This window comes from Peptoniphilus sp. SGI.035 (assembly GCF_050315115.1).
GTDB lineage: Bacteria > Bacillota > Clostridia > Tissierellales > Peptoniphilaceae > Peptoniphilus_A.
In genome coordinates, this window is sequence record NZ_JBNPOJ010000013.1 from 11847 (window position 1) to 25468 (window position 13622).

Here is a 13622-nt window from a genome sequence, read left to right on the forward strand (position 1 = left end):
TTATGGAAAACATAGGAGTAATTTTCGGAGGTAGATCCGTTGAACACGAAGTTTCTGTCATTACAGGGATGCAAATTATTGAAAATATGGATAAGACAAAATACAATCCTATTCCAATTTATATTACAAAGAGCGGCAAATTTCTTTCTGGTGAAAGTTTAAAAAATTTTAAATTTTACAAAAATCAGGACTTTCACGATGGAGTTGAAGTTTTTTTCAAGCCAATTTATGGCGACAAAAATCTTTATTTTGTAAAGCACAACGAAAAGAAATTATTTAAGCCAGAGTACGATTCTGTTGAAGTTTATGAAAAAATTGATGCAATATTTTTTGCCCTTCACGGAACTTTTGGCGAAGATGGATGCACTCAAGGACTTTTTGAACTTATGGGAATGCCTTACACTGGTTGTGGCGTAATGTCAGCAGCTGTTGGCATGGATAAAGTAATTATGAGAAAAGTTTTTGAATCAGAAAATATTCCAATGACAAAATATAAGTATTTTTACAAAGAAGAGCTTAAAAATTTACAAAATATTGTTGAAAAATGCAAGGATTTGAAATATCCTCTATTTGTAAAGCCGGCAAATTTAGGTTCATCTATTGGAATTTCAAGAGTAGAAAATGCCCTTGACCTCTCAAAGGCACTTGAAGTTGCAGCGCATTACGATAGAAAAATAATTGTAGAAGAAGCAGTGGTAAACCCAAGGGAAATAAATGTAGCAGTCCTTGGTTATGAAAATGACCTTAGAGTTTCTGCAGCAGAAGAACCTCTAGGATTTAAGGATCTTTTGAAGTACGAAGATAAATATGTCTCTGGTTCAAAGGGTGCAAAGTCATCACAAAAGCATCAAAACAAAAAGCTACCAGCTGAGTTGACACCAAGTCTTGAAAAAGAAATTAAAGAGCTCGCAAAGAAAAGTTTTATTGCAATTGATGGAGCTGGAGTTGCAAGGATTGACTTTTTAGTTGATGGTGAAAAGGCTTATGTAAATGAAATTAACACTCTTCCAGGTTCTATTGCCTTTTATCTTTACGAAGTAGATGGATTAAAAATTAAGGATTTAATTACAAAATTAATTGAACTTGGTAAGACTAGACATAGCGAAAGAGCAGAAAATAATTATTCCATTGATTCAAATTTATTTAATATGACAAGTTATGGAGCAAAAATTTAATGATTAAAGAAAAGATTTTAGAAATTATTAGAAATTCGAAGCCAAGGTCAAAGGATGAACTCACAAAGCTATTTAAAATTAAAAATAAAGAAAAGAAACAGTTTTTAAAAATAGTTGAGAAACTACAAAGTGAAGGACTTATTTTTGAAGACTCTAGAAAAAAATATAGAGTTGTCGATAATGACAAATTCTTTTACGGAAAACTTCAAACAAATGCAAAGGGTTTTGGATTTTTGATAACGGAAAATCTTGACGAAGATATTTATATATCAAAAAACAATCTAAATTTTGCACTTAATGGCGATGAAGTCATTGTCAGAAGGTACAAAGATTCCTCTGGCGATAGACCTGAGGGAAAAGTGCTTGCCATTATAAAGAGAGTGAACACAAAATTTGTTGGTGTTTTTCAAGAAAAGAGGGACTTTGGATTTGTAATTACAGACGAGAGTAAAATGGCAATGGATATTTACATTCCAAAGAAAAAAATTAATGGAGCGCGAAATGGTCAAAAGGTAGTTGTAAAAATTGAGAAATGGCCAGAGGAAAACAAAAAACCAGAGGGTCGCATCCTAGAAATTTTAGGTTATCCAGATGATCCTCATGTAGACATAATGTCTGTTGCGGCGTCCCTTGAACTTCCTATGGAATTTAATAAGGCGGCTATTTCTGAAGCAAAGAGTTTGCCGCAGGAGGTTAGTGCTGATGAAATAAAGGGAAGGCGAGATTTTAGAGATTTAACAATTTTTACCATTGACGGAGCGGACTCAAAGGATTTTGATGATGCAATCTCCCTAGAAATTTCTAAAAATGGAAATTACATTTTAGGTGTTCACATTGCAGATGTAGCACATTATGTCCAAGAGTTTGGGGCAATAGATGAAGAAGCTTTCAAGAGGGGCAACTCAGTTTACTTACTTAATAAAGTAATACCAATGATACCCTTTGAGCTTTCAAATGGCATATGCTCACTTAATGAGGGCGTAGATAGGCTTACTCTTTCAGTTATTGCAGAGATAAATAAAAGTGGCGATGTAGTAAAATATGAAATCTGTGAATCCGTAATAAATTCAAATAAAAGACTTGTCTACGAAAATGTATCCGATTATTTGGAAAAAAACATAGTTCATGAATCCATAGTTGGACTTGAAAAAATTTTGGACAATATGTATGAACTTTCACAAATTTTACAAAAAAAGAGAGAAGAAGGCGGAGCAATTGACTTCGACATACCAGAAGTAGTAATTGAAGTTGACGAAAATGGATGGCCACAAAATATTCACAAGAAAGACAGAAGGTCTGCCAACAAACTTATTGAAGATTTTATGTTAATGGCAAATGTCTGCGTCGCAAAGGAATATTTTTTCAAGCACATTCCATTTTTATATAGAATTCACGAAAGACCTAAGGAAGACAAAATTTCTGAACTCAATGCCTACCTTAGACCACTTGGATATATGATAAATTATGATGGAAAAGTGGAGCCAAGGGATGTGCAAAAAGTTCTCGAAAAGGCAAAGGGCACCAAAGAGGAAATGTTCATCTCCACAATGACATTGAGATCTATGACAAAGGCAAGATATTCTGAAATAAATGACATACATTTTGGATTAGCCTTTGACTATTATTCACATTTTACTTCTCCAATAAGAAGATATGCTGATCTCACAATCCACAGAATTATAAAAAGACATCTAAAGGGAACACTATCTAAGGGGATAATAAAAAATTTAAAATTAGTCCTTCCAGAGATTGCAGAGCAAGTTTCTAGGACGGAAAAAATTGCACAGGATGCAGAAAGACAAGTTGAAGACATTAAAATGGCAGAGTATATGTCTGAACGCATTGGAGAAAGATATGTTGGCAGAGTTTCAAGTATCACAAGTTTTGGAATTTTTGTAGAGCTTGATAATTTAATCGAGGGACTTGTTAGTTACAGATCCATGGACGGCTATTACGAATTTGACGTGGATAATTACAAGGCTATTGATTATGAAACAAAAGATGAATTTCACATTGGAGACCAAGTAAGAATTGAAGTTATTAATGTAGATTTAAATATGGGAAATATTGATTTTAAATTAGTAGGTGATGAAGATGAGTAAAGAAAATGATAACGCAATTGCAAACAACAAAAAAGCGAGCCACCTTTATTTTATCGAGGACACTTATGAAGCGGGCATTGAACTTTTCGGAACAGAAGTAAAATCAATAAGAAAGGGACAAGTAAATATAAAGGATTCCTATTGCGACATAAATAAGGGCGAAATTTTTGTATATGGAATGCACATTTCTCCATACGAACAGGGGAATATTTACAATGTTGACCCAATGAGAAAGAGAAAACTTTTAATGCATAAAAATGAAATTCTTCGCCTTGAAAAAGTAAAGACTCAAGATGGTTACACAATAATCCCTTTAAAAGTTTATCTAAAAAGGGGTAAGGTTAAAGTCTTAATTGCAAAAGCAAAGGGTAAAAAGCTCTGGGACAAGAGAGAAACTATGAAGAAAAAAGAAGCAGACAAGAAACTAAGACAAGCACTCAAATACTGAGTGCTTTTTATATGATGATTTTATATTTTGCGTTTATAGTATTAATTATTTTTGAATGATTAAATAGAAGATTAATCTATTTAGGAACTATCTTTGACCTAAATCGAAAGTAAAGAAAATTAAATAATTATAAGATAATATAAAGAATAAGTTTTTAATTAAGTTGACATCTATATTAGAATTTGCTAATATTCTAATATAGATGAATTTTCGAGGTGCATTGATTTTGAAAAAAGTTACTGAAGAACATAAAAGAATAATTAAAGACAGAGCAAGTTTAATAAAGGCAATGGCTCATCCAGTGAGATTATGTGTACTTGATAAATTGATTAATGAAGGAGAAAAAAATGTAACAGAAATAGTGGATTGTATGGATGTTACTCAATCAAATTTATCGCAACACTTATCAAAACTTAGAGATTTAGGAATAGTTGAAGCAAGAAAAGAAGGAAATTTAATTTATTATTCAGTAGAAAGAAAGGATGTAATTTCCATTGTAAAAGTAATAATGAGAGGTGCAGAATGAAAATAATAGTTGTTGGTGGAGTTGCAGGCGGTGCGACGGCAATAGCAAGACTTAGAAGACTTGATGAAAATGCAGAGATTCTTCTTTTAGAAAAAGGAAAATATGTAAGTTTTGCAAATTGTGGTCTTCCATATTATATTGGTGGTGCAATTGAAGAAAGGGACTCTCTTTTTGTAACTACTAAAGAATCTATTGAAGATAAGTACAACATTGAAATTAGAACAGAAAATGAAGTTCTATCAATAGATAAAGAAAATAAAAGAGTTAAAATCATAGATTACACAAGTGGAAGAGAATACGAAGAAAATTATGATAAATTACTTTTATCAACTGGATCAAGTCCTTTTATACCAAATGTAGAGGGAATTAATGAAAAGAATATTTTTAAACTTTGGACAGTTCCAGATGTTGATGCAATTTATAGTTTTATAGAAAAAGAAAAACCTAAAAAAGCGGTAGTCGTTGGAGGAGGCTTCATTGGGCTTGAAACGGCAGAGAACTTATATGAAAAGGACCTAGAAGTTACTATTGTTGAAATGTCAGATCAAGTTATGCCACCGCTAGATAGAGATATGGCAAAAATTTTAGAAAATCATTTAGAAGATAAAGGTGTGAAACTTTTACTTGGTGAAGGATTTGAAGGAACAGAAAATAAAGGAAAAGTTATAAAATTAAAATCTGGAAAAAAATTAGAAACGGATATGACAATTTTATCTATTGGAGTTAGACCTAATAGTGAAATTGCAAAAAGTGCTGGACTTGAATTAAACGAAAAGGGCGGTATAAAAGTAGATAAATTTCAAAAAACATCTGATGAAAATATTTATGCTGTTGGAGATGTAATTGAAGTTAAAGACTTTATATTAGGAACAGACACTATGATTCCCCTTGCTGGACCTGCAAATAAACAGGGAAGAGCTGTTGCTTCAAATATTTTAGGAGAAAAAGAAGAAACTTATAAAGCAACTATGGGCACAAGTGTTGCAAAGGTATTTGATATGACTGTTGCAACGGTGGGTTTAAATGAAAAGTCACTAAATAAAAAGGGATACCAGTATAAAAAGGATTATTATATTTCTTTAGTTCACCCAATGTCTCATGCGGGATATTATCCTGGGGCACTTCCTATGACTATTAAATTAATTTTTGGCAGAGATGGTAAAATTTTAGGCGCTCAAATAGTAGGTTATGATGGAGTAGATAAAAGAATAGATACAATTGCAACGACAATATATTTTAAAGGAAATGTATATGATTTAAGCAAGTTAGAGCTTGCATATGCTCCGCCATATTCAAGTGCTAAGGATCCAGTTAATTTTGCAGGATATTTGGCGACAAATATATTAGAAGGACTTACTGAACCAATTACATTACAAGAATTAAAAGATGATAAATCAAAATACACTATACTTGATGTTAGAGAAAAAATTGAGCAAGTATCAGGGATGATGGATAAAGCTATATCTATGCCACTTACTGAAATTAGAAATAGAGTAGATGAACTTGATAAAAATAAAGAGTATGCAATTTATTGTGCAGTTGGAATAAGGGGTTATATTGCTGAGAGAATATTAAAACAAAAGGGATTTAGAGCTCATAATATTTTAGGTGGTTATAGAACTTATTTAGATATAGAAGAGTCTTCAAAATACTCAGATTTGTCAACAGAACAGGATAAATTTGAAAACTTTGAAAATAAAAATGAAGATGATAATAAAAAAATAAAAACATTAAATGTATGCGGACTTTCATGTCCTGGTCCAATAGTTCAAGTATCAGAAGCAATGAATAATCTATCTCCTGGGGAAATAATAGAAGTTTTGGCAACAGATCCAGGCTTTGCTAGAGATATAAAATCATGGGCAAATAATACAGGAAATACATTAATAGAAAGCAGTGCTGATAAAGGGAAATTTTCTGCAAAAATTCAAAAGGGCAAAGGCGTAGAAAAGGCAGAAAAAAAAGCCACAAATATTAAAGAAAAGACAATGATCATATTTGACGGAGATTTAGACAAAGCAATAGCTTCTTTTATAATTGCCACAGGTGCTGCAGCAATGGGAAATAAAGTAAATATGTTTTTTACATTTTGGGGTCTAAGTATATTAAGAAAAGAAAAGGCTCCAAAGATTAAGAAAGATTTTATGTCAAATATGTTTTCAAAGATGCTTCCAAAATCTTCGAGAAAACTTGGCCTATCTAAGATGAATTTCTTTGGAATGGGATCAAAAATGATAAGAAAAGTAATGAAGGATAAGGGAGTTTCATCTTTAGAAGAACTTATATTAAATGCTCAAAAAGCAGGAGTTAAAATGACAGCTTGTCAAATGTCTATGGATGTAATGGGACTTTCAAAAGAAGAATTGATTGATGGAGTAGAAGTAGGTGGAGTTGCAACAATGCTTTCAGATAATGACAACTCTAATATGAATTTATTTATATAAATTTAATAACTAAAAAATTTGCTGAGGTTTTAGAACAAACTCTAAAGATAAATTAGTTTAATTTATAAAGAAAGCTAAAAATTGTTCAATTTTAGAGTGGATTTTTATTTTCTTCACTGTTTAGGCACTCAAATACTGAGTGCTTATTTTTATACATATATTTATTGTTTTCTTTAAAAACGAAAAACACTCAAAATGTTTTATAGCTAATAAAAATTACTATTAGAGAGCAGCCAATAATAATAGAAAAAATTGTTATTGAAACATTACATTAAATAGAAAAAATAGCATAATTGTGATTTACATTTTATTTTTTTTAAATATTATTAAAAACATAAGTAAAAAGATTGACAAAGAGAAAAAATAATGCTACTTTATATTTAGAAATACATCTAAATAGAAAGTTTGTGAGATATGAAAAAATTTTTAAAATTATTTTTGTTGGGAATGCTATGCTTTGCAATATCACAGTTGTGCCTGCGTTTACCTATTTTAAAGTTCTTAAATAATAGTCTATTAATTTATAATTTTCAAATACTATATCCATTGTTATATGGTTTTATACTATCATTAAGTGCAGGCATATTTGAAGAAGGATGTAGATTTATTTTCAAGGATAAATTTTTAAAAGACAGCAAATCTAAGCTTGATGCTATTATTTTTGGACTGGGACATGGTTTCATAGAAGTTATATATGTATTTGCAATAAGCTTTAATAGCCTTAATTTAATTACAAATTCAGAAATTTTTTTAGGTGTTTATGAAAGAATATTAGCAATGATATTTCACGTTGGAATGACGGTTTTAATATGGACTGGTTTTGTTAGAAATAAGAAATATAAATACTTAATTTTAGCAATAATGATGCATGGAATTTTTGATTATTTAATACCATTAAAACATATCTTTGATTTTAACAATTTTATGCTATATGGAATATGGACAGCTACTTGTATATTTATTTTGATTTTCATTGTCAATATTAATTTAGGAGGAATTAATAATGAGAAATTTTAAAAATTTAATTTTAATTGTGATGGCTTTATTTCTAGTTGGTTGTGGTTCAAAGAGTGAGAAAATGTCTGATGATGATTTTTCTAAGTATGAAAAACAAGCACAGACTGCAATAAGTTTAATTAATGAAAGAAAAACAGCTGAATTTATTGACTTGACAGAAAAATCTCTTGGATTTAAGAAGGAAATCTTTGAAGAAGCTTATAAAAATCTTGATGATTATGGAAAATTTGTTGAATTTGGACAAGCAAAGGGGATTTATGAGAAAGATAAAGATAAAGGAGAAACTTATTTTACGATCTTGCAGAAAGTAAAATACGATAAAAAAGACATACTTTTTAGAGTAAGTTTCAATAAAGATGATAAAATCGTCGGAATATTTTTCAAGTAAAAATATTATTGTAGGAAGATTATTTTATTACAAGTAGCGCTCAATTATGGGCGCTTTTTATTTTGAAAGCAAGTCTATGGGAGCTATATTTTTAGAAGCATTTATTATATTTGCAATTTCTATTGGGCTTTCCTTTCCGTCTCGTCTTATCCAAAGACTTATAATACTAATTATAGAGTACAAAAGCAATTCAATGGAATATTCAATTGGTATATTAGTTTTCGGAAAATTTAAGTTAGTAGAGCCGGCAAGTTTTATAAATAATAGTTTTTCTAAAATATTTCTAAGGCTTAGCATAAATTTTGATTCGCCTTCTGCAACATAAAGGGCTTTTATTAAGTCAAAGTTATCCTTTAAATATCCTATGGATTTTAATGTTATTTTATAAGAAATTAAATCCGTTAAATCCTTACCAGTTACATCGACTTCTTGAATAAAGATTTTTTCCAAATCGTTTATTATGTCGCTTTCAAGGGACTCTATTAAATCGTATTTATCTTTGTAGTGAAGATAAAAAGTTCCCCTATTTATATGTGCTTGCCTTGTAATATCTGTTATAGTTAATTTTTCAAAGCCAATATTGGAAATTAAACTTACAAAAGCGCTTTTAATTTTTTCCTTACTATTAGTTTGTCTCTTCATTTATCCTCCACTAAATCAACAAATGTAGATTGAATGATTATTGTTTTTCTTTAAATTTGATTATATAATGTTCAAATAAAAGAATCAACACTATGTTCATTTAGTGATAAATGAATTTTAGTTTATATTAAAAGGATGGTATTATGGCTTTTATTGAAGTTAAAAATCTCTCAAAGGTTTATAAAGTTGGAGAGAGAGCTATGATGGCAAATAATAAATTAAATTTTGAAATAGAAAAAAATGAATTTGCAATAATTTTAGGTGCGAGTGGCGCTGGAAAATCAACTTTTTTAAATATTTTAGGTGGAATGGACACGGCTTCAAGCGGTGAACTTTTAGTTGATGGCAAAAATATTGCAAATTACAACGAGAGAGAACTTACAACTTATAGAAGATACGATATGGGTTTTGTTTTTCAATTTTATAATCTCATTCCAAATCTTACTGCGCTGGAAAATGTTGAGCTTGCGACACAAATTGTAAAGCACGCAAAAGATCCTGTTGAGGTTTTAAAATCTGTGGGTCTTGGCGAAAGAATGGATAATTTTCCATCGCAATTATCTGGTGGCGAACAACAAAGAGTTTCAATCGCAAGGGCAATTGCAAAAAACCCTAAATTACTTCTTTGTGATGAGCCGACAGGTGCTCTTGACTATAATACAGGCAAGCAAATTTTAAAATTATTGCAAGATTTAACTAGAACAACAGATACAACAGTGGTTTTAATTACTCACAATTCTGCGATAAAAAATAGTGCCGATAGATTAATTGAAATTGCTGATGCAAAGGTGAAAGATGTTTTCATCAATGAAAATCCTAAAGATATTATGGAAATAGAATGGTAGGTGCAGCGTGAAAGCTCGCGATAAAGATAATTTTAGAGAGATAAAAAATTCTCTTCCAAGATTTATTTCAATTTTAATAATTATCTTTTTAGGTGTTTTTGTATTAATTGGACTAATTTCTACGGGAAAAGTTATGCGAAACACAATTGATGACAAGATAAAAAAATTAAATCAAGAGGACATAAAAATTTCTGTACCCATAGGTCTTGAAGACAAAGATAGAGAAATTATTGAAGGAGAAGATGACATTTCAGAACTTGAATATGGCTACGATAAAGATGTTTTTTTGGAGGGGGACTCTATTGTCATCAAAGTTTTAAATATGCCCTATGAAATTTCTAAACCTGAAATTGTTGAGGGAAGAAACATAAAAAATCCTGACGAAATTGTCCTCGATTCAAGAATGAAAAGGGAAGGTAAAAAGATTGGTGACATTATTTCTTTCCAAGAAGATAATGATGACGATAAAGATAATGATTTAAAGAGGCTTAGCTACAAGATTGTTGGTTTTGCAAATTCATTGGATTTCCTTGAAGATAAAAAAGGGACTTATTCTGAAAGAGGATATGGAAAAATTTCCTATTTTGCCTATATTGATGACGGAAATTTCTCAGGTGAACCAACCCTTGCAAAATTAAAATTTTTGGGAACAGAAGGTCTAATGACTTCCGACAAAGATTATGTGGAATACATGGACAAAAAAACTCGGGAAATAAAAATTGATCTTAAAAACAGACCTAAAGAGAGATTTATTTCTATTCAAAATGAAATTTCTGGAAAGATAAATGATGCTGAAGATAAAATTTCAGATACAGAGGAAAAGCTAACTGATGCAAAAGATAAACTTGTAAAGGGTCGTGAGGATCTCAACAAGGGAAAAGAGGATTATAAAGAAGGTCTTGACAAGTACAATAAAGAAAAAACTGACGCAGAGTCTGAAATTTCAAAAAATAGAAATAAATTATATAAAGCATCTGTGGAAATTAATGATGGAGAGAGAAAACTTATTGACGGTTATGAAAAGTTAAGTGAAGGAAAGAAAAAACTTAATGACGCAAAAAGTGAGTTAAATTCTGGACAAAAAGAACTTGTCGAAGGTAAGGAAAAATACCAAAAAGGACTTGGCGAAGCAGAAGCTTCAGAAAAGGCTTTAAAGCAAGGTGAAGATCAACTTATTGAAGGCAGAAAAAAGTTAGATGATGGTTGGCAAAAAATTGAAGAATCAAAAGCTAAGCTCTCTGAAGGTATAAAAAAATATGAAGATGGCGAAAAAGAATACGACAGCGGAAAATTACAACTTGACGCTGGAAAGGCAAAGCTTGTAAAAGAAATGGGTGCAAGTTCTTATGAAGATGCCGTTGAAAAGATTTATGCCATTGATAAAATTTTAGATAGTACAGAAGAAATTTTAAGCAAACTTCCTACAATCGAAGATGAAATAGCAAGCACAAAGGAACAAATTAACCAAGTAGATGCAGGAATTTCAAAAATTGATGACGAAATTGCTAATATAAACTTAAAACTTCAAGATCCGAATTTGTCAGAAGATGAAAAGGCAAAACTTAGTGCTGAATTTGCAGGATTAAATGCGCAAAAGAGTAGACTTCAAAAAAATAAAGATGATTTAAGTAAAAAATTAGAATTTTTAAACAATTCTAAGAAAGAAATAGATAATGCACTTGAAGAAATAAATAAAAAAGTTCCAGGTGGAATTTCTGGAAATTTAAATGATTTAAAAGCTAAAGTAAAAGAAGGTAAAGCAGGAATTCAGCAAATTGACGAAAACGAAAAAAAATTAGTATCGGCGAGAGCAACCTTAGATGCCAGCAAGAAACAAATTGAAGAAGGTAAAGAACAACTTGAAGAAGGAATTGCTGAAGCAGAAAAGGGCGAAGAAGAATTTGCAAAAAATAAAGAGGAAATAGAAAAAAATAAAAAGAAATTACAGGACGCGAAACTTGAATTAGCAAAAGCAAAAAATAAATTAGATGAGTCCGAGGAAAAATTAAATAAAGGCAATGCTGACTACGAAAGTGGAAAAAGAGAACTCGATGAAAAAGAGAGTGAATATCTTGAAGGCAGAGAAAAACTTTCAAGAGCAAAAGAAAAATATTTATCTGGCACTGATGAATTAAAAAGAGGAGAAGAAAAGCTAGATAAAGAGTTAAAAAGTGGAAAAAATAAATTAGATGACGCCAAGGGAAAACTCTATAAGGCAGAGAAAGACTTGAAAAAGGGTGAAAGTGAATACAATGATAAATCCAAAGAAGCAGAAGGGAAAATTTCTGATGCAAGAGGAAAAATTGCCGATGGAAGAAAATATTTGAGCCTAATAAAGCAACCTAGATACAGAATCACACCTAGACATTTGTCTGGCGACATCAACACTTATATAGACTATGCAAAAAGAGTTGACGGGCTTTCCTTTATCTTTCCAATATTTTTCTTTGCAATAGCGCTATTAGTTTGTTTTACAACAATGACTAGAATGGTGGACGAAAATCGAGTTGTAATTGGAACATACAAGGCATTGGGTTACGCAAATAGAGAAATTGGGCGAAAATTTTTCTTGTATGGATCACTTGCATCAATAATTGGCGGAACTTTAGGAGCTATAAGTGGATCTTATATTTTAACTTATATTATTGGAAATGCTTACTCCACAAAGACAATTTTTGAGAACCATTTGATAATAAATGTATTTCCACTGAGAATAATATTTGCCATTGCTATTGGATTTTTATTTACAACTGTTGCGGCAATAATAACAGTTAATAAAAATTTAGAGGAAAAAACAGCTTATCTTCTAAGAAGCAAAGCACCTTCAAAGGGAAATAGAATTTTAATAGAAAGAATTCCCTTTATTTGGAACAATTTGAGTTTCTTATCAAAAGTAACTGCAAGAAATTTATTTTTGTCGAAAAAGAGAATGTTTATGACAGTAGTCGGCGTCATGGGTTGTGCAGCATTACTTGTACTTGGTTTTGGACTTTCAGAATCTGTTAAAAATGTAGAAAAATTACAGTTTAAAGACATTTTAAAATACGATATCTCGGTTTTATACGACAGCAAATTTGACGAAGAATCCTATAAAAATTATAGAAAGAGTATTGAAGATAAAAATTTAGCTTACACAAAGACATATGAAGAATTATTCACCATGGATTATGATGAGATAGACCAAAATGTAAATGTAATTGTGCCAAGTGATAATGAAAAGTTTAAAGACTATATATCTCTAAGGGATAAAGACAGTGGAGAAGAACTTGATCTTTCAAAGAGAGGTGCAATAATCACAGAAAAACTTTCTAAACTTAAAAAAATAAAAGTTGGGGACCCTTTAAAGCTTCGTGATGTATATGGAAATGAATTTGAAGTAGAAGTTTCAGGCATCACAGAATTCTACATTGGACATAATGTCTACATGAACAAAGATTATTTTGAAAAGGTAACAGGGTCAGAATTTGTTCCAAATACAGATTTAATAAAGTTGCCAAAAAATTTTGATAAAGATAAATTTACAAAAACTACAATAGAAAATAAATCTGTTTTTAACATTGCAGATGTTGACGACATGAAGGATATATTAAACCAATTTTTATATTCAATAACAAAAGTTGAAATAATAATATTAATTGTAACGACAATTTTGGAAGTAGTAGTTCTCTATAATCTAACAAATATAAACATCGAAGAGCGAATAAGAGAAGTTTCAACTATAAAAGTTTTAGGATTTTATCCAAAAGAAACGACGGCATATATTTACAAGGAAACTTATATCCTTGCAATAATTGGAATATTAATAGGGCTTGTGGTTGGTAAAATTTTACACTACTCTGTGTTACAAATAGTTGTGCCTTTAATGTCAATGCTACCAGAAAAATTGACTGCAAAATCTTTTATACTGGCGGGAATAATAACAGTATCTGTAAACACAGTTATAATGATAATATTCCATTTTAGAATAAAAAAGATAAATGCAATAGATGCACTAAAATCAAACGAATAAGAGGACCGAAGTTTAAAGACTTCGGT

The 13622-nt window shown here is 30.5% G+C and carries 10 protein-coding genes; 9 read left to right on the forward strand and 1 reads right to left on the reverse strand.

The genetic code is table 11. From position 1 onward, the window contains the following. Positions 1-2: 2 nt before the first annotated feature. The 7 genes from ACQRC6_RS06870 (at position 3) to ACQRC6_RS06900 (ending at position 8100) form a co-directional block, all read left to right on the forward strand. On the forward strand, positions 3-1175 hold the full coding sequence (locus ACQRC6_RS06870) for a D-alanine--D-alanine ligase family protein (protein ID WP_427848305.1): 1173 nt from the start codon (positions 3-5) through the stop codon (positions 1173-1175). Further along, on the forward strand, positions 1175-3277 hold the full coding sequence (gene rnr / locus ACQRC6_RS06875) for a ribonuclease R (RefSeq protein ID WP_427848306.1): 2103 nt from the start codon (positions 1175-1177) through the stop codon (positions 3275-3277). Before ACQRC6_RS06870 ends, rnr begins: the two co-directional genes overlap by 1 nt. Continuing rightward, the gene (gene smpB, locus ACQRC6_RS06880) at positions 3270-3725 is read left to right on the forward strand and encodes an SsrA-binding protein SmpB (protein ID WP_293558961.1); all 456 of its coding nucleotides are present in this window, start codon (positions 3270-3272) and stop codon (positions 3723-3725) included. Before rnr ends, smpB begins: the two co-directional genes overlap by 8 nt. Before the next feature lie 226 nt (positions 3726-3951). Beyond that, positions 3952-4251: an ArsR/SmtB family transcription factor gene (locus tag ACQRC6_RS06885; protein ID WP_293558963.1), complete on the forward strand. Its 300-nt coding sequence runs from the start codon at positions 3952-3954 to the stop codon at positions 4249-4251. After that, positions 4248-6695: an FAD-dependent oxidoreductase gene (locus ACQRC6_RS06890; RefSeq protein ID WP_427848307.1), complete on the forward strand. Its 2448-nt coding sequence runs from the start codon at positions 4248-4250 to the stop codon at positions 6693-6695. Before ACQRC6_RS06885 ends, ACQRC6_RS06890 begins: the two co-directional genes overlap by 4 nt. A gap of 414 nt (positions 6696-7109) precedes the next feature. Continuing rightward, positions 7110-7712, forward strand: a complete 603-nt coding sequence (locus ACQRC6_RS06895; RefSeq protein ID WP_427848308.1) for a YhfC family glutamic-type intramembrane protease — start codon at positions 7110-7112, stop codon at positions 7710-7712. Beyond that, a complete protein-coding gene (locus ACQRC6_RS06900; RefSeq protein ID WP_427848309.1) occupies positions 7699-8100 on the forward strand; it encodes a hypothetical protein in 402 nt (133 codons plus the stop codon). The genes ACQRC6_RS06895 and ACQRC6_RS06900 overlap by 14 nt, the downstream gene beginning before the upstream one ends. 57 nt (positions 8101-8157) lie before the next feature. Here the strand turns inward: ACQRC6_RS06900 and ACQRC6_RS06905 are convergent, their stop codons facing one another. Then, positions 8158-8742, reverse strand: coding sequence for a TetR/AcrR family transcriptional regulator (locus ACQRC6_RS06905; RefSeq protein WP_427848310.1), 585 nt, complete (start codon positions 8740-8742; stop codon positions 8158-8160). A 143-nt stretch (positions 8743-8885) separates the two neighbouring features. On the opposite strand from ACQRC6_RS06905, the gene ACQRC6_RS06910 reads away from it, so the two are divergent. Both ACQRC6_RS06910 and ACQRC6_RS06915 read left to right on the forward strand, forming a co-directional pair. Then, positions 8886-9587, forward strand: a complete 702-nt coding sequence (locus ACQRC6_RS06910) for an ABC transporter ATP-binding protein (RefSeq protein ID WP_427848311.1) — start codon at positions 8886-8888, stop codon at positions 9585-9587. Between the two features lie 7 nt (positions 9588-9594). Beyond that, positions 9595-13596, forward strand: coding sequence for an FtsX-like permease family protein (locus ACQRC6_RS06915; protein ID WP_427848312.1), 4002 nt, complete (start codon positions 9595-9597; stop codon positions 13594-13596). Positions 13597-13622 lie beyond the last annotated feature (26 nt).